Here is a 19663-nt window from a genome sequence, read left to right as displayed (position 1 = left end):
ACCATCCTTTTTAATTTAAGTGGTTCTTTTTTGTCTACCCTAAAGACATAAAAATAACGCCCTATATTATCTACGACGTTTGTTAATAAATTTAAATTGTTAAGTCTTCTGCATAAAAGTATCTAAGACCTTTGTGAAAGTAATGTGTTTTCTCCTCATATAGATCTGTTTCATTTGTTTTTTTAAAGTCTGCTTCTTTCATCAATAATTCGACTTTAGTAACTATATCTGTATAATCACCCAAGGAGAAAACATTAATTTGCACATAATGTCCTTTTATTTCTTCGACATCTTCACTAAATTTTTCGTTTTGTCCTAGATACTGTAGATAAGTTATATAAGTTGTTTCATCTTCATCATAAATTTGAAATCTGATTGGAACATTAATAGTTTTAAGAGTTTCTTCTATAAAATCATTTATATTTATCATAAACCCAAACCTTCTTTTAATGTTGCAGTCATAATTTCTTTTATTTTATTTCTGTTTTTTTCTAATGCGAGTTGTAAAAATGGTCTAGTGGCTTGATTAGATGCACCCCATTCTATAAATTTACCATAAAATATTTCTGATACATCTTCTTTCGCAATTCCAATTTCTATGTATTTTTCACCGTTCTTAGTTTTAATTTTACCTATTTTTAAACCATCTCTTAATTTACCACTTCTATCAGAAAATACACTTGTACTCTTAGCATCCTCTAAAACTGGGACAGCAGAAGCTTCAAGTGCGGTTTTAGTTATAACATTAGATACTTTATTACTCATGTTTTCAAGTTTTGCGAGTAACTCGTCCATTCCTTCAACTTCAATTCCTGCCATTATCCCACCTCCAAAGTTTTAATTTTAATCCATACATGCTGATATTTTATATCGTCAACAAACGTTATATTAAATGTTCTGTCTTTCCAAAATATTCTATATTTCTTTGTGCTACCTTTTTCCAATAAGATTTCTAAAGCATTTGAATATCTTACAACAAATTCTACTGTATTTTCTGCTTGAACAGACATTGCAGAATAGAACTCAGAACCATATAAATTATTCATACTTGCCCAAACTGGTTTGTAAGTATCCCACGTTTTTGTTACAAATCCATTTTTAGTTGTTGAGGTATATTCTTGTATTATTATCCTTTTATTCAAATTATTTATATCTATACTAAAATCATTCATATAATAACATCTTCATAATTACTTAATTTATCTAAAATACTAATTACAATTCTATCTGCTTTAGTATTTGTAGAAATTATTGTTGTTTTATTCTCATGCATATCTGCAATTAATTTTCTTTGCAATAATCCTGCTAATTTAACTGCTTTTAAATCTTGTTTATAATTCTCACCAACCATAAAATCAATATAAATTAGACTTACATCTATCAAATCCTGTAAATATTCGTCTTCTTCATCACCATCAATTTTAAGATATGTTTTGATAAATTCTAAATCCATACCACCACCAATCCTTTCTTAAATTAAAATAGGGCAGACTAGCCACCCCCCTTTTAATTAAAATTCTATTTTCTTTAATGATCTAATTGAACCCTTTGTTACATCAAATCTTTTAAGTATTCTTAGTTTAACTGTATCAGTATTAAATCCTGCTTCTGTTGATTTTGCTACTGTAAATTGGTTTCTATCAAAGTATTTAACTGCTTCTTTAAAGTTACCAACATAGTAAACTTGTGTTTTTCCTTCTGCTATTGGAAGTAAAGTATCTTCTACTACATAAATTGGATGACCATAGTAGTATTCTTGTGTACCAACCATAGTAATTAAATCTAGTTTCTTACCTGAAGTTAAATCTTTTTGAGCTTTTATATGACAATATCCAGTTACATTTGTAATAGTAGCTAAATTTGCTTTTACACTTGGCAATGCACTATCAATTGCAGTATCTATATCCTCATATCCTGTTGCAACTACTGCTACTGCATTAGTTTTAACTACGTTAAGAATCTTTGCATTTTCGTTAGATACACTGATTTCAACAAAATTCTCCCTGATAAGTGACTCAATTTCAACTTCGGCATCATCCACACTTTCAGAAGTTAATTCTTGGATTAAACCAACTTTAGAGCATTTAAATTTAAGGTCTGTAGAAACTAACTTACCATCAATTATTGCATCACCTTCAACTACTGTAAGTAAAGCATTTTGTCCACTAATATCTACAACTGGAATCGAACCTTCATTTTTTACAACGGGAATAACAGCACATATTCCTTTTAGTGAACCATATCCTGTACTTAATTTTATTACGTCCATTATAAGTTGTTTTGGAATTAATACAGCATTATCAGATGACATTATTGCTGATCTTTCTTCTGGAGTTAATTCTTTTCCCATTAATTGTTTTGTTATTGCTCTCATTTCGTTTACTTTTTCCATTTTTACAACACCATCCTTTTTATTTTTGCTTTGGTCTAATATGTCTCTCTTTTCTTCTTCACCTAATTCAATTTGTAATTTAAGTGCTTTCTCTAAATTTCTAACCTCTTCCATTTTTGTTCCTGCTAATGTAACATCTGATTCTAATAGAGTTCTAACCTCTACTTTCATTTCACCAATTTTTGCTCTCATTTCTGTAATATTCATTTATAAAAACCTCACTTTATAATTTATTTTTTGTGTGATACTGTTTTTGAGCATAAAAATAAGACTACCTATCATTTCAGTAATCTTAAAGTTCTAACTCTATTAATAATTTTGCTTTTAAATTTTCTTGTTTTGATTTTAATAATCTTATTTCTTCGTCTTTGGTTTTAGATTCCTCAAACTTTGTAAAACTTCTACAACTTGCTTGACTATCAAGATAAGCAGGAAATGGCGTTAATGTACACTCTATCAACTCAATTTCTTTAATTATTCTCAAGTCTATCCCCTCAGTTGTCGTTACCCAAGAATCATCTATAACATAGAATCCAAAACTACATCCATCTATAGAACCTTCTTGTACTAATTCATATAAATCATTAGCATAAGATATTTTGTCATTTATTCTTAATTCAAATGCTAATCCAACTTCATCAATAGATAATTTCAAACTATTTGCTCTAGTAGAACCTAATATTTTATCATCGTTATGGTTAAACATTGCAAATATGTTATGTCCATCTGCTAATGTTTTATCAAATGATCCTGTTGCTACTTCTTCATAGAATCCCATATACTGACTTCTTGCATTAAACTTATTTATGTATCCGGAAATTATCTTTTCACTAGAATCTGTTGCAACTCTAGTTTCTAATTTATTAACTATAATATTGCGAATTTCTTTTTCCAAATATCACACCTCTCTTTCTGTATTATTTTTATTTCATGACTTCACAAAATTAAACTGGTTTAACTTCTTGTGTTGTCAAGGGTACTAGTACTGGGTTTAATACCATGCTCAAAGGCATCATTCCAGAATGTAACAATAGTTCATCACCATTAATATCATCATCATATCCAAGTTTTCGTCTTGCTTCATTCGGTCTTGTGATTCCATTTTGTACTTGAGATATTAAAATAGCTGTAAGAGTTTTAGAATCTTGCTTAAATAAATAAGTAGTATCAGACTCTAAATAGTAACCATTTTTACGGTCAGTTTCAGTCAATAATTTATAATTACCTTCTTGTTCAATAGAAGTAAATTCCACTTGCAATGTATCATTCAAAAAACTTAAAGTAGCTTGTTCCATTGCATTGTTGTTATATCCGTCTAATATTCCTGCCATATATAATGGAACTCCAAAACTTGTAAATGTATCAACTGTTCCCATTTTGCGTAATACAGAAAATTCTGCGTCCGTTAATGATAAATTTAATGGTTGCACAGAATATCCTGCTGGTACCGTTAGAATACGACCTTTAGAACTATACATTCTATTAAATTTTTCTTGTGTTTTTCTTAATTCTTTTTCATCTTTTATATCACTCGTGAGCTGAACTACTGCTTTACTTGTTAATCCATTGCTGAATAATTCTTTTTGATAATTTTTAGCAGAAATATTAGTATCTAACGTTGTTTTAAGACTCTTTCTAACGCACATACTTGTCATTCCATCAAGTGTAAATCCTTTAAAGTGTAATATATCCTCATATCTTGCAGTATATTATTGTCCATCTTTACCACATGTATATGTTACAACTATTGGCATAACAACTTTTTTTGTTTTTAATAAACCTACATCGTCAATTAGAATTTCAATTATATTTATTGGATATAAACCAGTTATTTGTCCTCTAATATTCCTTACTATTAAACTAGCACTATCTCCATTATGTTGTCTTGTGGCTTCCATACTTTTAAAGAAATCTACGGCACTCATATACGGATTTGGACGATTCTTTAATATATCAAATAAAGGGTGTTCCTTTGCAATTCTCTCGCCATTTTCAGTATGTTGCTTAACTAATAGTGGCACTTTTGCAACATCTGAAGATATTATTTTTATACACTTGAAATAGTCACTTTCTTGGAAGCAACTTGAAAACATTGTTGTGTCATATCCTTTTTCAAAACTATATACATCTTTCCAATCATTTACATCTACAGCATCTCTATTTTCTAGTTTGTCGAATATCATTTTTCACATCACCTCCTCACCTTAGTTAACTTATATATAAAAATACTATATACAATTAAAATCAATCCTAAGAAATACATTCCTAAAAAGAAATTTAAGAGGAAATTAGTAAAAACAATAATAAACGTTCCTATTAAAAATACTAATTCCATTTCAAATGTGCTTTTATTTGTTATCTTTTTAATACTTTTGATAAACTTATTTATATTATTTTTAAGTTTCTTTTTCAAACTCTCATCTCCTCTACCAATCCATCTTATCTAGCTCATCTATTGCATTATATGGTGCTTCTTCAATTAGATAAATTTGGCTATATGCAAATATACTACTCATAAGCATATCAATTCTTTGTTTATTTTTATTTTCTTTAGCCAGTAATATGTCTTCTGTAACTTTGGCTCTAACCTCTACAGCATTACTTACACAAAAATCTAGTAGTTTATTTTCTTGATAAATTATTTCATTATTATAAACAGAATCTCTAAAGGCTTTAATACTTGGACTTAAACTTGTGTATGTTTGCTTCAACAAAACAACCTCATAATCATTACTTAAATTATTCATCATCTGCAATGCATTAAAAGGATCACTTACTATACAAGCTATTTTACAATTATAGAGAGTTTCAATACTTCTTATGTATTCTTCTATCCTTATATAATTTGCAATTCTACCTTCCATCAATTCACAATATCCTACATCTTCATAGGAATAATAATCAATTTTCTCTCTACGTTCTGCTAATGTCTCTTTGGGTAAAAATCCTTTACTTACTAAATAATATTTTCCTTTTTCCTTGTACATAATTGAAATTGCATTTAAATCTAAGCTAATTGCAAAATCTCCTCCTACAGTTACTTCTTTTCCATGTAAATCTATCTTAGGAACACTTAACTTCTTCCATGTTTTAACATCTAAATATGTATTTTCGGCATCACCTTGTAGAAAATTATTCATATCCTTGGTTAAATATTCAATCTTTTCTGTTGATTTAACTAATGCTCTCTTCCTATTTTCTCTTATGATTTCATAGTTTTCTTCTATTCTTAAAGGATTTGATTGATATATCCCTGTGTCATCCCATAGATGTTCCTCTTCTGCATAATATAATAGAGCAAATTGTCTATCATCCTCATAGACTCCATCAAATACTTTCCTAATATAATCAATATCCTCTTCCATAATAGAATTAGTTATTGCATATGCGGTTGTTGTACGAAACACAATTGGATTAATTACATTCTTTTGTCCACCACGCATAGCATTAAAGTTATCTGCATTTTGGAAATTACCATGCTCATCTGAACATACTGCAGATGGTCTTACTGAATTGTTCTTTCCTGCTTCACTTGTTCTTGGTTTATAAAAACTATGAGTTAATTTACAAATAATACTTCCTGTAAATGTTTTACTTATTTTAAAGTGTCTAATTAAACTAGGACTTGCTTCTAATATTTGTCCCATTGATTTTCTTATCTCAGCTGATAATTCTTTAGTTAAACATATAGAATAAAATTCTGAATAATTTGGTTCTGTCAGCATTAGCAATATATATATTATTCCTACGATTGCTGTCTTCGCATTTTTTCTACTTATAAATAATGTAATATCATTATGCATAAATTTATCAGAGTTATTTTTAAATCTAAATAAAAAAACACCAATCAATAAAAAACATTGAAAGGGTGCTAGGTTTTCCAATACTGGTTGTCCTGCTACAAAGCCAGTAGCAAAATTTAATAACTTTAAAAGATTATCTATTACTTCTAATTTATCTTCATCAGCATAATATTTAAATTCTTCTTTAAATTGATTTACTTCATAATCTTCAAGAAATATTTCACATTGTCTCACAACTTCTTTGGTTGTAATTTCTTTACCACTTACAACATCTTTCGCATATTGTAACCCTTGTTCTAATAAAATCATTTATTATCGCCACCCTTGAGTGCCTGTAAGACCTTATCATTTTTATCTGTTTCACTATTGATATTAAGTATTGATAAACTTGCTCTGTCCCTTGGAGATAAGCCAATCTTCTGTGAAAATGTATTAAATATATCCACATATTTTTTGTATGTTCCAACACCTTTATTTTCATTCCCATCAATAAACAATCCATTTTTATTAATTTCCTTTTGACATAATTGCATCTTATCTAAAGACTCTGCAATAATAGTTACACAATATGTATCTCCTCCATTTAAAAATCCACTAGGTAAAATTTCTATTATTTTCTTATAGAACTTTTTACCAGTTGTAGATAATGAAGTTGGTGGTTTAATTTCAATTACAGTATTACCTTTTAATGCTTCCTCAGTTTCCATTCTTTTCTGTATATCTTCTGGATTACTATGTTTTGTTTGCAGTTCAATTGGTTTAATATTTGCCATTTTGCTCACCTCCAATTCGTTATTTCTTATTATTTTATTACTTATTATGTTAAAAACTTGAAAAGGGACTATTTTTTTATTGAATCTTCACCAACGACTTTCTGTAGTTCCAACCCAACCTTTTTCTAGGGGGATACTCTCTCTTTTTTAAATTATGAAAACAAACGTTCTTATTTATTTATTTATTTGTTTTATGTATATATGCTATACCTCAACCCTCTATATATAATTCTCTTCATACTCTTCAATCATATCTTCTAATATATTTATTATTTTTTGTTCTTCTTTCTTACTAACATTCATATCTCTATGTACACAAGCATGATGAGTGGCACACAAGGTCACAAGGTTATCATCACATAGTCTCATACTCCAATAGTCTTCAGTCGTATGGATGTGGTGAACATAGTCAGAAGGTATAACAACATCATCTTCAATCAGACACATGATACACAGGTTGTTGAACTTCCTTCTTATCTTATTCCTACACCTTAACCACACATCCTTTGAGTAGAACACTTGTCTCTTCTTTAGTTCTTTATCTTCATTCCTTTTAGCTTTATACTCTTTGTTCCTTTTGTTATCTCTCTCTACCTCACACGCACACAACGTCCCATACTGTACCTTGCCATTACATATGGTGCATGTATACAACATACCCTCACCTCCATATACATACCAACTGTACTATCATAATCATACACTATATTATATAATTACTATCACATTACTACACTCATACACTCATAAAAAAATAAGGTACAGATATATCCACGCACAAAAATAGAGCCTATCACTAGACTCTTCCATATGCTTATACTACTATTTATTTCTCTATAATATTCCCTGTTAACTCTGTAAATCCTATATCATTCTTACCATTTAACTTACCATATACCAATACTTTATTACCTTTAGCAATATTAACCTTATTAATATTTATTATTGAATACATTCCTACTCCCTTATCTTCTTTAGTCGTTACTGTAAATAAAGGCAATGTAGTATTTGTATTATCAACATTTGTTATTGTTCCTTCAATTAAATATGATTTACCAACAAATTCAGTCTCGTGTCCATTGAGTTTTATAAAGTCAGCCTTTACAGATTCTTTTTTTATTTTAGCATTAAGTTGTGTTTGCGTAAGTGCTACTTTGGGTACAACTAAATCTGGTTTTTCAACAGATTTTGTAATAGAAGATTTACTTCCACATCCAACAAAAGATAATACTAATGCCAAAGCACACATACATATACTTATTTTTCTATATAATCTCATCATGATTCCCCCTATTTACTTCATAGTAATATTATACCATCTGTCATCATTCAAAAAAAGGGGTAAATAAATTATTTATTCTTTCACAACACAAAAGCCTATTTCTAAGCTTCAGTGTCGTTTTATAATATTTTATTTTCTTCAATTTACTTTTTTTACTACAATCTAAATCTTAGTAATTTCATTTTTTTATTCCAACTCATTTTCAATTTTTTGAAGGATACTTAAACATATATTATTATAACTTTTAATTGTTTTTTCTTCTAAACTGTCTATTAAAGCAGTAAACATTTGACTAATAATAAATAATGCAACAAATACAAGTATTGTAAATAATTTGCTAAATTCCAATGTGTTTTTTAATGCTAATGCCACAAAAGCGCTAATAAATGCACCTACAGAACTTGAAACATCTACTCTAATACAGTTATTAATATTATCTTGTGCTTTAACTCTTTCATTAAATAGTTTGTTTTTATCTACCTTAATCATATCACTATACTTAGATTCAATATCTTTAATTAAAGTATCATAACTATCTGCACTATAATCTTTAATTTTAACATTAAATTGTTTAGCAAATAATTTACTATATTTTTTCATTCTTCTTTTTTCAGTTTTATTTATGCTTTCTATTGGGTCTTCAATTGACTCACAATTAGTTTCAATAGCAGATGCTACTTCTTGTTCAGAAATATTATTTATATTACTTATTTTACTTTCAGATATTTCTTTTACTATATCATCTAAAACTTGTAAAATAGTAATATACACATAATTTTCTTTTGCTCTTTGCATTGAAAGAACAAATTGACTAAGCATTACTATGCTAATAAAACACACAAAGATAATTAAGCCTGCTTGTCCTTGTTCCTGATAAAAGGTTGCCTCAGCTACAAAAGCAACTACGGCCAACGGAGTAACAACTCCATTTATTGTCGTTTGAATTTCCTTGCTTTTTTCAAGTAACCCTTCAACTTTTATTTTCTCATATTTAATATTCTCATATATTTTCACATATTCACTTTCCACATATTTCTTATTTAATTCTATTCCTAATTTTTTAGTATAAGCTTCTTTTATAAAATCATAATTTTCACCATACTCATTATCTTTTTTATGTTTGAGTCTGTATTTATTGAAAAATGAATTATACTTGTTTCTTCTCACATTTATCACCCCACAACCATAATTCGCCATTAAATGGTGAAATCCTCTAATTACTCCTATAAAATAAAAAAGCACCCACGCTCTGGATGCTCTTAATACTTATTAAATTAATCATTATTTTGTACATCCGATGCAATTTCTGATTCAGCCAACTCATTTTTCAACTCATTCATTAAACAACATTTATAACTAAAAAAATCCTTATTATTATAATTTTTATTTGGGTAAATTAAATGATGATAATCAACAAAAAATAAAGTCATAACATTTCCATTGCGTGACCCGATAAACCTCATGCCATTCGGGTATGATAATTGCCACAAATCTGCATCTGCGACTAAATTTTTCACTATAGTATCCACCTTTATAGTTGACTGGGCTTGACAACTAATTAATTCTTTTAATATCTTTTTAACGATGTCTATTTTATCTTGGTCTTTTATTTCATGTGTATGAGTTTCCTTTTTCCTGGATCTCATATCATTAAATGTATTTTCAGAAAAATACTTTAACACCTGATTAAATATTTTTTGATAATTATCAAAAATATCATTTTTGCTTCTTAAATAATTTGTAAAAACACCTTTAACAGCACATGAATATAATGAGAATGGATTAGAAAAATCAACTACTATATTGCCCTTATATTCATCAGGTTTCATTTCTTCAATAATACTATTAGGTTTAGAACTTTCACGTATTTTCATCTTATTTTTATGCATTAATTATGCCTCGAGTTTTCTTACATAATAATTAAATATTACCTTATCACTAATCTCTTCACAACACCAGTCATTAGATGAACACTTGGCAATTTCTCTAGTCTTTTTCCATGGTTCATGTTGATGGGTTATGCTCTCTAATTGATTTGCATTATATTTTCCATATATACCCCATATTTGTTCCAATACATCCAAATCATCCTCTGTAAAATCAATAAGCTCACCTTCATATTTGCCTATGTTGTTAGCACCAAACTTTTTATAATCACTGTAAATTTGTGGGCAAACAGGCCCATGTATCCATGCTTCAAAGGATTCATCAAAAAGCTTTGTTTCTATTTTTTCACTATTATTCATCATAGCTAAATACCATGAATATGCAAAATATAATAATTTTTGTATCTTTTTCGGTGTTATTTTATCACTCTTAGATAAAAAATAATTTGCTATATCCTGAACTTCATACCTAATTTCCATTTTAACACCTCCAATTTTATTATTACTTATATTATAATCACAATCAATACCTTTGAATCAATAATTCTAATTAAACTTAATTTTGCTGAAACACTCAATTCTACATTTTATTAAAAAGCATACATGGAACAAATGTTTTGTATATTTCAATACTACATTTTATTTATATCAAAGTCAATAAACATATATATTAATTTTCCATTTAAGAAAGATCACTGTTACTTATTCATACTTACTAAATTTATGTCTCTGCTGAAGATTAAGAGTATCTTAATAACCATAAGTCTAATTAATAAATAGAGTGTAATAAAAAGTTTACACTCTATTTTATGTATTATTTTACAATTATGTTTTTATGTGTTATGATAGCTATAATAATTATAAAGCTTACGATAATATACTAGCGTTATTATCAACGAATGAAGGTACTAGAATACTTTCATTTTTTTCTATATTAACATTTGACCATAATAGTCCCGTCTTAATTTTACTTATTAATGAAGAATCACAACCATATTCCGCCGCAATGTCTTTATTTTTCATTTTACCTTCTGCTAATAACATTTTTATTTCTATAACTTTTACTTTATTTAATATTCTTTTATATTCCTTTGAACAAACCGCTGGATATTTATTTAAAACAACCACACCTTCTAGTTTTCTATAGAAATCCATGTAATCATTTTCTAAATCCCTCGCTTCCTTTGCACTCAAACATACTTGTAATATTTCCATTTTTACGATATTTGTTCTATCGTATACTTTTTGTAATTCCTTACAATGATGTACACCTCTGCGTAATTTACTTGGATTCCCTACTATTCTATCTCCTAAAACACCACTTGCAATCAGCACGTAATTTATATCCCCTTCTACTACATGTGTTGCATATACTCCTTGCGATTCTCTTAATTCTTTTTTCATTAAAAACACCATCCCAAACCGTTGAAAGCCTCTAACCTTTCTAGTCCTCACTGTAATTAAATTTATTTAATAGTGCTTACTTCTCACTTCAGCACAAAATTTCTCTGTCATCTATGTAATTAATTAACCTTGTTACGTTCTAAATAACACATTTTTGCTACTGAATCTTCATGTTTATCAAAAAAATCCATAAATAAAAGACAAGTTCCTAAATCGGTGAACCTGCCTTTATTACTTTTAATTATATGTAGTTTTTCTTTAAATGAATTATATGGATAAACTTCTAAATTACACATCCTCACACATCTCACACATAATTTTTTCATTTTGAAGTAATCCTGTTCTAACACACATTCCAATTTTCCCTGAATTCATTAGTAAATTACTATAGAAACTTTCTTCTTTGTCAATTTCATCAGCATTAAGCTCAAATAAATCAATAAAATCTTCAAATTCCACAAACTCTTCTATAACAGAAAATGTCTCAATTATTTCTTTATTTAAATAACAACATTGATTTTTAACATAATCTGATCTAACCTCATATTTCGTTCTCATTAAATATAATTCATCTAATACAAGTTCATAATGTTTATTTTGTATTTTTGTATTTACTCCTGCTATTAATTTCTTATAACAATACATTTCGTCAAAGAGTTTATTCGCCTGTTCCTGAATTGTACCCTTAGTTTCAATTTCTACCAAAGCCTCTAATATATCCATAATTATCTACCTCCCAGTTTTATAGTTGATCTAGTTGGTCTACTTCCTAAAATTCTGCTATTTGTAACAATATTAATTTTCTTATCTTTATTTTCCAATTTATCCAATCTCTCATTTATTTCATCTAATATTTTAATAATCTTATCTAATTTCATTTCTAACATATTAAACACCTTCCTTATCAATAACCGTCATAAAATCATAATCAAGTTCGATCATACATATTTCACAATCTGTTTTGATTATTATAGTGTTAAATTTAGGATAATACTCAAAACTAAATACATCTACTAAATCAATTGAATTATCTTCGCAATATATACAATTAGTATCTGTAAAAATTTCTTGACAGCCATTTTCTATCAATAAATTATGTATAAATATTTCTAATTCTGTGGCTCTAAAAGGTTCACAATCATCCTCAAAATACTTATCAACAAATTCTTCTTCGTACTCTTGTACGTCTTTATCTTCCTCATATGCCACAATCATTTTTCTGTAACTGCACATATCTCTATTCATTATTTTTAGTGCAATATATTCATTACAATATTCCGTATTTACACATTCTACTAATCTTTTCTCAATATTTTTCTTAACCGCCATCGCTACTACTCCAATTTCATTTAATTCCATTTGATATTTTTCCATTACTAATCACTTCTCCTCTAATTTATATTATTTTATTTGACATATAAAAAAGAGTAAGTGGCGATTATTCCTCGCAATTCCTACTCAATTGTTAATAGTGATATTGACTACTTATTTCTTGGACGTAATAAAAGTAGCTTAAATTAATAAACTACTTTAAATCTGCTTGCTACATTTTATAACAATACTTCCATAAAACGAGGGCATAAGGGGTAGAACCCCGTTGTCCCAATATACTCAGATAAGTTTTATTTTCTATATTTGTAAATTATTATTTACTCTTATACAGTATTAAGTTGAGCCAAGCTCAAGTCCTATATCGGACGGATAATCGCCAAAAAGGCGATACCCTATATTTTTAATTTTATTAATATTATATTGAGTATTCCACTATAGAGGTAAGGGGCAGATAATTTCCCCTTAAAAGAGTGGGAGAAATTATTTCTGCTTTGCCCCCTCTTGCTACGCAATTCACCCTTAAGCCATGATATTATTTTATTTTTTCTTTTTTTAAAACTTTAATAAATTTAATTATTTTTTTATTACTTTTTTTCTAACCAGTTTTACTAATCAATCTATATAATTAGAAAAAAAGTAAAACTGGTTATTTATATTATTTTAGTTATTATTATGTATCTTTTACTCTTCATTTCACCTTTAGTTTCTTGTTTAGTTGGACTAACTCCATATTCTAAATTTAGTTGAATTCTTAATATAGTTTCTATTGTAGAGGGTTTAAGTTTCTTAGTTCTATAATCTATTCCATCACCTATAGTTATCAATTCTTTTATTATTAAATCTGATAATTGTTGTTGCTCATCAGAAAATAATTTCTGTCCTAATATGCTTTCTATGTAATTTTCTAAATTTTGAACCTCATCTACTAATATTACATTTTCAATATAATTATCCTCTGTAAAAGTTTTAGTTAATCCTAGCCAAAATAATTGTATACACACGAAAGTAAATTTACCTACCATATTAAAATTGTCTAGTATTTTTTTAAATGCAATAGTATCTAGTTCTAACCTTTTATCTCCTATTAAATTTAATCCCCATTCTTTAGTTATATTATCTCTATAGAATAAGTCATTCATTTCTCCGATTTTATCTAAAGAGTTATCATATTTAAAATTAAATTCGTTAATATGATCTTCAAATAAATCAACTTCAATTCTTTTATCTATACAACCTTTTAATTTATTTGTAAAACTTTTCTTATACCTAGTGGCAATATATAAATTAATTTGTTGGGCATCTTCAATGTCTACTCTTTTACGTCCTAACATTTGTATAAAAGTTATTTTGTCCCATGCCATAATAACAATATTAGTTAGTTTAATATCATCAATATTAATTCCATTATCTAAAGCTTTTGTTGCACATAGAATTTTACATTCAAATCTACTATTAGTAATTATATTATTGAGTTCATCCGTTTTATCTCCAGCTTTTACAATTGAGCATATTTCTTTACCAAACTCTTCTTGTATATCTGTAGCATCCTTTAATTTTGTAACGAATATTAACCATTTCTCATCAGTTTTATCATTTTTAATTGTCGCAATTATATCTTTTATACTCATAAAATATTTAACATTAACATAACTATAATCTATTCCAGTAGTATATTCCCATAATGTAGGTTTCTTTCCCAAATATCCTTCTACCACATTTGCTATAGGCTCCTTTAGTTCATCCATTGTAGCAGAAATTAATATCTTAATAGATTTACGATTCTTTTCAAGTATTAATTTCTGATATGCTAGTCTACAAAGATTATTAAATCCACCATCTGCAAGGAGAAAATGTACTTCATCCATTACAATATAATCATAATGTACTTCATCATATTGTTTACCTATGTTATATTTCTTTTTTAATTCACTCTTTTGTATAGCATGGTAACTGCAAATTGTTATATTAGCAATTTCAGTAATTTTGTCTAGTTCATCTACATCAAGAATTTTATTACCTTTATATAATATGTATTCACCTTTTTCACTCTTTAAATATGGGACTGGTCTATTAAGTTGTTCTAATAAATCTACTTTTAGTTGTCTTTTTAAATTAGTTCTATTACATATGTACAGTAACCTCTCATAATCTTTCATGTGAGGTATTAAAATTTTCTTAATAAAATATGTCTTACCTGTACCAGTTTGAGCAAGTAATTTAGCAACGTCACCTTTTCTCCACTTCTTATATTCATCGCCTATTTCTTCAGCAACCCATTTTAAATTTAATTTATTCATTATTAATTGACTCCTCTCTTATTACATATTATTAGTTTCTAATTGAAGTTCTTAATTCAAATAATCCATTCATAGCTTTTCTAAAATCCTCACCGTCAACAAATCCATAAATTGTTTTCCCTGAATCTCCTGTGTAACGATAAAATTTGAACCCGATGAAATTTAACGCTTCAGCTAATGTTTTTTTCTCAATATTGTAATATTTTTTATTCTCCATTAATATTGCCACCTTTCTTAATTGTGTAATTATTTTTTAATCTCTGTTAACTCCATAATCTTTTAATTAATACGTTCGTAATTTTCACTTCTATTTCCACAAAACGTGGTGCAAGGGGTGGAACCCCGAACACCCTATAATGAAATACATACTCCAAATGTATTTTCAGTAATATGTTTAGTGCCATCTTTCTTTAACATAAATCCCTTAACTTCTACTATTTCTCTACCTTCTACTATTTCTTTAAATTCTGGGAATGTTTCTAACTTAGTTATATCTAAATAATAAAATCCATTTTTAGTTAATCCATCTTCAATACACTCAACTAAATTAGCATCTATATTTTTGAATCTTACTTCTGCTGCTAACTTATATCTAACTAGATCATTCATCGATAATTTTTCTATAACTGTATCGGATAAATTGACCTGTTTCTCTAATCTTTTATAAGTGTTATACATATATTCAATATCGCCAGTTTCATCTTTAACATAACAATATTTAAGGCTTGGACTAATATTATCTACATTAATTAATGCACTCATAAAAAAGTTAATAATAAATCTTTCTGAAACGTTATCTAATTTACTTAAAGCTATAGCTACACTATATATATCATTATTCACTATTATTTTATTAGCTTTTAATGTGAAATCTGCATCAATGACATCTAAACCTTTATAATATTTTTTATTATTAATGCTATATCCTTTCTTTATATCTTCCATGTCTTTTTTCCATCGAGCATCAGCATATTTATCTGAAACATTTTCATAAGCTTCGTAATGCTCTGCTTCTTTTCTTTTAATTATCTTATTAGCTTTATCTAAAATCACTTTATTTTTAGCCAAATCAATTTTATATAAATTAAACATTTCACTTATTTCATCCCAAGCCTTTTCCGCATTTTCTTTAATATAATTTTCATTTACTAATTGTTTTTGTAATAATTTCGCATTATCACTAAAATCTTTCCTTCTATTTACAATAGTATCTAATAATTCTTCTTGGACTCTATCTCCAAATTTATCCAAAAGAGAATTTATTGAATATGCATAGTCTTTTCCCCTAACATTCTCTAATCTTTTGGCGTATTGCAAGAAATTAGCTTTTCGAGGATAATCCTCTTTTATAAACTTTGTATACTGTTCTACATATATTACATTCATAGTCTTAGGGGAATCTATTACTAAACTACTAACATATAAAAGTGAATAAATCTCTTTTTCATTGTTATAAAAATTTTGTTTTATTTCTTCCCTTAATATTTCATTATCTGCGTTGTTACTATAATTTAAAATACCTGTATCAATTAAATTAGTTTTTATAAAATGTTTAATTATCTCATATTGTTCATCTTCTGTTTTTTCTGCTAAATCAACTTCATTATGTTTTATTAATTTATCAGTAACTTCTTCCCAGCTATAAAATTTGTTTGTTTTACTTATAAATGTTTTTAATGATTGACTATTATTGTTGACACTTGCTCCCATAATTGCAACATCTCCTATCAAGTTTCCAGAAGGTGTATATGTAGCTTTAAACCTGCCCTCATCATCAAATTTACAAGGAACTTTCTTACCATCTGCAAGTGATATAAAGTATTTATTATCCTTCGGTATTACTACCGCATTTTTAACTATTTCATTATCTACCATTGTGCAAGAGTCCCCATCTTTATCTGCTGATCCCATCAAATTTAAAATATCTGATTTATCATTAAAATAAACAAGTTCCTCACTTTGGCATAACCAACTATCTAAAAATATGTTTCTAACAAAATTTACATTATGGATTTCTGAGTAAGCCATACATGGATTTCTAAATATTGTTCTCGTTTTTCCATCTTCTATAGAACTGCAATAAAACTCACCTTCTGCTAAGCCATTAGTACCCAATTCCCTATACATAGCAAAGTTCATATAACTTATTGGGTCTACTGCTATATAATTATATGTAGCTTTTAATGTAATTCTCCCCTTAGCCATATCTCTTATTTTCTTTTCTACAAGTTTGGCTAGATTCTTTTTAACGTAAGATAATTTTATGTTATCCTTATTTATGTTAATAAGTGCATTACTTTTATCTACAACATTAGTAATTTCCTTTAGATCATCAACTTCTTTTTCATTTTCTGAACATTGGTTATAAAATAAATTTATGTAATCAATGTTTGTTATAAATTCTCCAGGAGCAACATCTTTGTCAAACGGCTTTAAAACTTTCTTAAATAATCTAAAATCTTGCTCTGCTAAAATGTTATATTCTTCATTAGTTAAGGCTAACCCATTCATTAATTGATAATTCATACGTCTATATTGTTTTAATTTACTATTATGTTTATTGACTTTAGTTATATATAATTTATTTAATAAGTTGTATACATCCATAAATTTTTCTGTGTTGTATTTTTCTAATAAAGAAGTATACTCTTCCATATTTTCAAACATATCTACCAATTTAACCATTGATTCGTTAAGTAATAATGTGTTATCTGTAACATGTCTCCAATTTTTATACATATCTAATAATTCAAATTTATCATTAACTTTTCTACAGAAATCTGTATCTCCTGTTTTGTTATACATAACTTCTAAGTATTCTATAATATTAAATCTTGTAACCATACCCTTAATAGCTATACCAAACCCTCTAATAATTGCAAAATCCACATCATTTCTCCCTAGTGATTTTCCTATTGCATCCATAACCTTATGAGTAGCAACTCCTCCACCGTCGAATATATCCATTATATCTATTGCTTTTCCATCTTTATCTCTTTTATTTGTGTCAAAATTATAATCTACTAAATCATAATCTACACCAGTTTTCTCATTACCTTTATCTGTATATTCAACATCCTTAGGCTCTACCGTTTTATATGCTTTCTTCCAATCTAAATGTGCCTGAGGTAATATTATTATGTTAGGCATATCTATTTCACTTATTAATTCAGAAGTTGCTAATGAAATTCTTGATAATATTTTCTTATTGACATACATATCTTTAGTTTTATCTACTTTAGCAAATTTACCTAAAGAAATTATATTTTCAAACCATATATTAAAATCGATATCTGCTTTTACAAATATAACTTCACATTTACTTTTGCTAGTCCTATCTTGCTGTTTCATTCCGCCTACTGTAGCAAACCATGCTTTGTATAGTCTATTTTCCCATATTATTTCACAAATCCATTGTTCCTGCGCCTTTTCTTCATTACTTGGCAACATTACTTTTATAAATTCTGTAATCTGTTCATCATCTTTAAAATCATTTTTTCTATAGGTTTCCAATGACTTAATTAAGAAATTGTAAGTCCCGACTTTAACCGTATTAATATCCTCTAAGTTACAAACCTCATTTTCTTCATTAATATTTGACTGATTGATTTTCAATAATTTTACATGTTTCATTATCTACATCATTCCTTTCATAATTGATTTTTTATTTTATATAAGCATACCGTTTTCAAAAAACGTGGGGTAAGGACTGGAAGTCCGAACACCCTATATCATATTGATAGAGTTTAATTTTACTTTTTTAAATTCATTTTATATTTTCTACACTCAGCCCATGCTTAAAAGTGCGTTTTTCTTGACCAACTATAAATTTGATGCTATTATAGTTATAATAAATAATTATATAAGTACTTACCACTTTTTTTACATAGTCGATTGAAGTCGACCATGTATATAATTTTAATAATTGGATAAAGTATAAATATAGTTATCGATACATAATAAATGGATATAGTTTAATAAAGATGCAGGAATAGTGTCACCTATTCTCAATGATTTTTTTTGTTGCATTCTTATATTATTTTTTTTAGAATAAATTTTCAAGTCCTTTTTTAGGTTAATCAACATTTTTAAAAATAGGCACTATTTTATTTGATATATGAACTATTTCATAATCATCTTCTTCTCCCAAAATATCAAGTGTTCCGTCAGAAACCTCATAATTGTCTTCAAGTATTTCTCCTGCACCCTCACAAATCCAATCTTGAACTGCTGTACTTGAAGCTAACGTTTTTATCCAAACTGGAAATCCTACTTCTTCTACCATCTTATTAATTTGATCCTCTGTTCCGACTCTGTAAACTTCCTCTTTTACTAACATATACTGATACAATTTTTTAATACTCATTAATAATTCCCCCTGTTTTCTCATTTTATAATCCTTTAGTAATTGTTACTACAACTCGTTTATAGCCATCCTAAGGCACTCTAAGCTTATAGATATATTAGCTTGTCTACCTCTACTTACTAGTTGTA

The 19663-nt window shown here is 27.6% G+C and carries 22 protein-coding genes and 1 pseudogene; all 23 read right to left on the bottom strand.

What is annotated here, in order from left to right; all coding sequences use genetic code 11:
- Positions 1-91: 91 nt before the first annotated feature.
- Positions 92-430 (bottom strand): hypothetical protein, encoded by a 339-nt coding sequence (locus tag LL038_RS03480; protein WP_216120024.1) that lies wholly within the window; start codon positions 428-430, stop codon positions 92-94.
- A complete protein-coding gene (locus LL038_RS03475; RefSeq protein WP_216120025.1) occupies positions 427-819 on the bottom strand; it encodes an HK97-gp10 family putative phage morphogenesis protein in 393 nt (130 codons plus the stop codon). Before LL038_RS03475 ends, LL038_RS03480 begins: the two co-directional genes overlap by 4 nt.
- Positions 819-1172 carry a phage head closure protein gene (locus LL038_RS03470; protein WP_216120026.1) on the bottom strand — a complete coding sequence of 118 codons (354 nt, stop codon included), beginning with the start codon at positions 1170-1172 and terminating at the stop codon, positions 819-821. The genes LL038_RS03475 and LL038_RS03470 overlap by 1 nt, the downstream gene beginning before the upstream one ends.
- On the bottom strand, positions 1169-1453 hold the full coding sequence (locus tag LL038_RS03465) for a head-tail connector protein (RefSeq protein ID WP_216120027.1): 285 nt from the start codon (positions 1451-1453) through the stop codon (positions 1169-1171). The genes LL038_RS03470 and LL038_RS03465 overlap by 4 nt, the downstream gene beginning before the upstream one ends.
- 57 nt (positions 1454-1510) lie before the next feature.
- Positions 1511-2599, bottom strand: coding sequence for a phage major capsid protein (locus tag LL038_RS03460; protein ID WP_216120028.1), 1089 nt, complete (start codon positions 2597-2599; stop codon positions 1511-1513).
- 85 nt (positions 2600-2684) lie between these two features.
- Entirely contained in the window at positions 2685-3287 is a 603-nt protein-coding gene (locus LL038_RS03455; protein ID WP_216120029.1) for an HK97 family phage prohead protease, read from the bottom strand.
- A 49-nt stretch (positions 3288-3336) separates the two neighbouring features.
- A pseudogene (locus LL038_RS03450) lies at positions 3337-4485 on the bottom strand (phage portal protein).
- A 333-nt stretch (positions 4486-4818) separates the two neighbouring features.
- Complete coding sequence (locus LL038_RS03445) at positions 4819-6504, bottom strand: terminase TerL endonuclease subunit (protein ID WP_216120032.1); 1686 nt, start codon at positions 6502-6504, stop codon at positions 4819-4821.
- On the bottom strand, positions 6501-6968 hold the full coding sequence (locus tag LL038_RS03440) for a P27 family phage terminase small subunit (RefSeq protein WP_216120033.1): 468 nt from the start codon (positions 6966-6968) through the stop codon (positions 6501-6503). Before LL038_RS03440 ends, LL038_RS03445 begins: the two co-directional genes overlap by 4 nt.
- 219 nt (positions 6969-7187) lie before the next feature.
- Positions 7188-7625 carry a hypothetical protein gene (locus LL038_RS03435; RefSeq protein ID WP_216120034.1) on the bottom strand — a complete coding sequence of 146 codons (438 nt, stop codon included), beginning with the start codon at positions 7623-7625 and terminating at the stop codon, positions 7188-7190.
- A gap of 169 nt (positions 7626-7794) precedes the next feature.
- Entirely contained in the window at positions 7795-8247 is a 453-nt protein-coding gene (locus tag LL038_RS03430) for a DNA-binding protein (protein WP_216120035.1), read from the bottom strand.
- Between the two features lie 189 nt (positions 8248-8436).
- The gene (locus LL038_RS03425) at positions 8437-9417 is read right to left on the bottom strand and encodes a hypothetical protein (protein ID WP_216120036.1); all 981 of its coding nucleotides are present in this window, start codon (positions 9415-9417) and stop codon (positions 8437-8439) included.
- Positions 9418-9524: 107 nt separating this feature from the next.
- Positions 9525-10139: a hypothetical protein gene (locus LL038_RS03420; protein WP_216120037.1), complete on the bottom strand. Its 615-nt coding sequence runs from the start codon at positions 10137-10139 to the stop codon at positions 9525-9527.
- Positions 10140-10142: 3 nt separating this feature from the next.
- Positions 10143-10616, bottom strand: coding sequence for a Panacea domain-containing protein (locus LL038_RS03415; RefSeq protein WP_216120038.1), 474 nt, complete (start codon positions 10614-10616; stop codon positions 10143-10145).
- 387 nt (positions 10617-11003) lie between these two features.
- Complete coding sequence (locus LL038_RS03410; protein ID WP_216120039.1) at positions 11004-11540, bottom strand: hypothetical protein; 537 nt, start codon at positions 11538-11540, stop codon at positions 11004-11006.
- Between the two features lie 119 nt (positions 11541-11659).
- Positions 11660-11836, bottom strand: coding sequence for a hypothetical protein (locus tag LL038_RS03405; RefSeq protein WP_216120040.1), 177 nt, complete (start codon positions 11834-11836; stop codon positions 11660-11662).
- Positions 11829-12263 (bottom strand): hypothetical protein, encoded by a 435-nt coding sequence (locus tag LL038_RS03400; protein WP_216120041.1) that lies wholly within the window; start codon positions 12261-12263, stop codon positions 11829-11831. The genes LL038_RS03405 and LL038_RS03400 overlap by 8 nt, the downstream gene beginning before the upstream one ends.
- A 2-nt stretch (positions 12264-12265) precedes the next feature.
- On the bottom strand, positions 12266-12427 hold the full coding sequence (locus LL038_RS03395) for a hypothetical protein (RefSeq protein WP_216120042.1): 162 nt from the start codon (positions 12425-12427) through the stop codon (positions 12266-12268).
- Between the two features lies 1 nt (position 12428).
- Positions 12429-12914 carry a hypothetical protein gene (locus LL038_RS03390; protein WP_216120043.1) on the bottom strand — a complete coding sequence of 162 codons (486 nt, stop codon included), beginning with the start codon at positions 12912-12914 and terminating at the stop codon, positions 12429-12431.
- Positions 12915-13522: 608 nt separating this feature from the next.
- Positions 13523-15169 (bottom strand): DEAD/DEAH box helicase family protein, encoded by a 1647-nt coding sequence (locus LL038_RS03385; protein ID WP_216120044.1) that lies wholly within the window; start codon positions 15167-15169, stop codon positions 13523-13525.
- A 31-nt stretch (positions 15170-15200) separates the two neighbouring features.
- On the bottom strand, positions 15201-15386 hold the full coding sequence (locus LL038_RS03380) for a hypothetical protein (RefSeq protein ID WP_216120045.1): 186 nt from the start codon (positions 15384-15386) through the stop codon (positions 15201-15203).
- A 134-nt stretch (positions 15387-15520) separates the two neighbouring features.
- Positions 15521-18802, bottom strand: coding sequence for a hypothetical protein (locus LL038_RS03375; RefSeq protein ID WP_216120046.1), 3282 nt, complete (start codon positions 18800-18802; stop codon positions 15521-15523).
- A gap of 442 nt (positions 18803-19244) precedes the next feature.
- Positions 19245-19535: a hypothetical protein gene (locus LL038_RS03370; protein ID WP_216120047.1), complete on the bottom strand. Its 291-nt coding sequence runs from the start codon at positions 19533-19535 to the stop codon at positions 19245-19247.
- Positions 19536-19663 lie beyond the last annotated feature (128 nt).

The sequence above is a fragment of the Clostridium estertheticum genome (assembly GCF_026650985.1).
GTDB classification, from domain to species: Bacteria; Bacillota; Clostridia; order Clostridiales; family Clostridiaceae; genus Clostridium_AD; species Clostridium_AD estertheticum_C.
Note: the sequence above shows the minus strand (reverse complement) of the source record. Positions and strands in the feature narration are given on the sequence as shown.

Bases quoted from the DNA above. Each gene is read 5' to 3' on its own strand.
- LL038_RS03480 (WP_216120024.1), bottom strand. From the start codon at position 430: ATGATAAATATAAATGATTTTATAGAAGAAACTCTTAAAACTATTAAT.
- LL038_RS03475 (WP_216120025.1), bottom strand. From the start codon at position 819: ATGGCAGGAATTGAAGTTGAAGGAATGGACGAGTTACTCGCAAAACTT.
- LL038_RS03470 (WP_216120026.1), bottom strand. From the start codon at position 1,172: ATGAATGATTTTAGTATAGATATAAATAATTTGAATAAAAGGATAATA.
- LL038_RS03465 (WP_216120027.1), bottom strand. From the start codon at position 1,453: ATGGATTTAGAATTTATCAAAACATATCTTAAAATTGATGGTGATGAA.
- LL038_RS03460 (WP_216120028.1), bottom strand. From the start codon at position 2,599: ATGAATATTACAGAAATGAGAGCAAAAATTGGTGAAATGAAAGTAGAG.
- LL038_RS03445 (WP_216120032.1), bottom strand. From the start codon at position 6,504: ATGATTTTATTAGAACAAGGGTTACAATATGCGAAAGATGTTGTAAGT.
- LL038_RS03440 (WP_216120033.1), bottom strand. From the start codon at position 6,968: ATGGCAAATATTAAACCAATTGAACTGCAAACAAAACATAGTAATCCA.
- LL038_RS03435 (WP_216120034.1), bottom strand. From the start codon at position 7,625: ATGTTGTATACATGCACCATATGTAATGGCAAGGTACAGTATGGGACG.
- LL038_RS03430 (WP_216120035.1), bottom strand. From the start codon at position 8,247: ATGAGATTATATAGAAAAATAAGTATATGTATGTGTGCTTTGGCATTA.
- LL038_RS03420 (WP_216120037.1), bottom strand. From the start codon at position 10,139: ATGCATAAAAATAAGATGAAAATACGTGAAAGTTCTAAACCTAATAGT.
- LL038_RS03415 (WP_216120038.1), bottom strand. From the start codon at position 10,616: ATGGAAATTAGGTATGAAGTTCAGGATATAGCAAATTATTTTTTATCT.
- LL038_RS03410 (WP_216120039.1), bottom strand. From the start codon at position 11,540: ATGAAAAAAGAATTAAGAGAATCGCAAGGAGTATATGCAACACATGTA.
- LL038_RS03405 (WP_216120040.1), bottom strand. From the start codon at position 11,836: ATGTGTAATTTAGAAGTTTATCCATATAATTCATTTAAAGAAAAACTA.
- LL038_RS03400 (WP_216120041.1), bottom strand. From the start codon at position 12,263: ATGGATATATTAGAGGCTTTGGTAGAAATTGAAACTAAGGGTACAATT.
- LL038_RS03395 (WP_216120042.1), bottom strand. From the start codon at position 12,427: ATGTTAGAAATGAAATTAGATAAGATTATTAAAATATTAGATGAAATA.
- LL038_RS03390 (WP_216120043.1), bottom strand. From the start codon at position 12,914: ATGGAAAAATATCAAATGGAATTAAATGAAATTGGAGTAGTAGCGATG.
- LL038_RS03385 (WP_216120044.1), bottom strand. From the start codon at position 15,169: ATGAATAAATTAAATTTAAAATGGGTTGCTGAAGAAATAGGCGATGAA.
- LL038_RS03380 (WP_216120045.1), bottom strand. From the start codon at position 15,386: ATGGAGAATAAAAAATATTACAATATTGAGAAAAAAACATTAGCTGAA.
- LL038_RS03375 (WP_216120046.1), bottom strand. From the start codon at position 18,802: ATGAAACATGTAAAATTATTGAAAATCAATCAGTCAAATATTAATGAA.
- LL038_RS03370 (WP_216120047.1), bottom strand. From the start codon at position 19,535: ATGAGTATTAAAAAATTGTATCAGTATATGTTAGTAAAAGAGGAAGTT.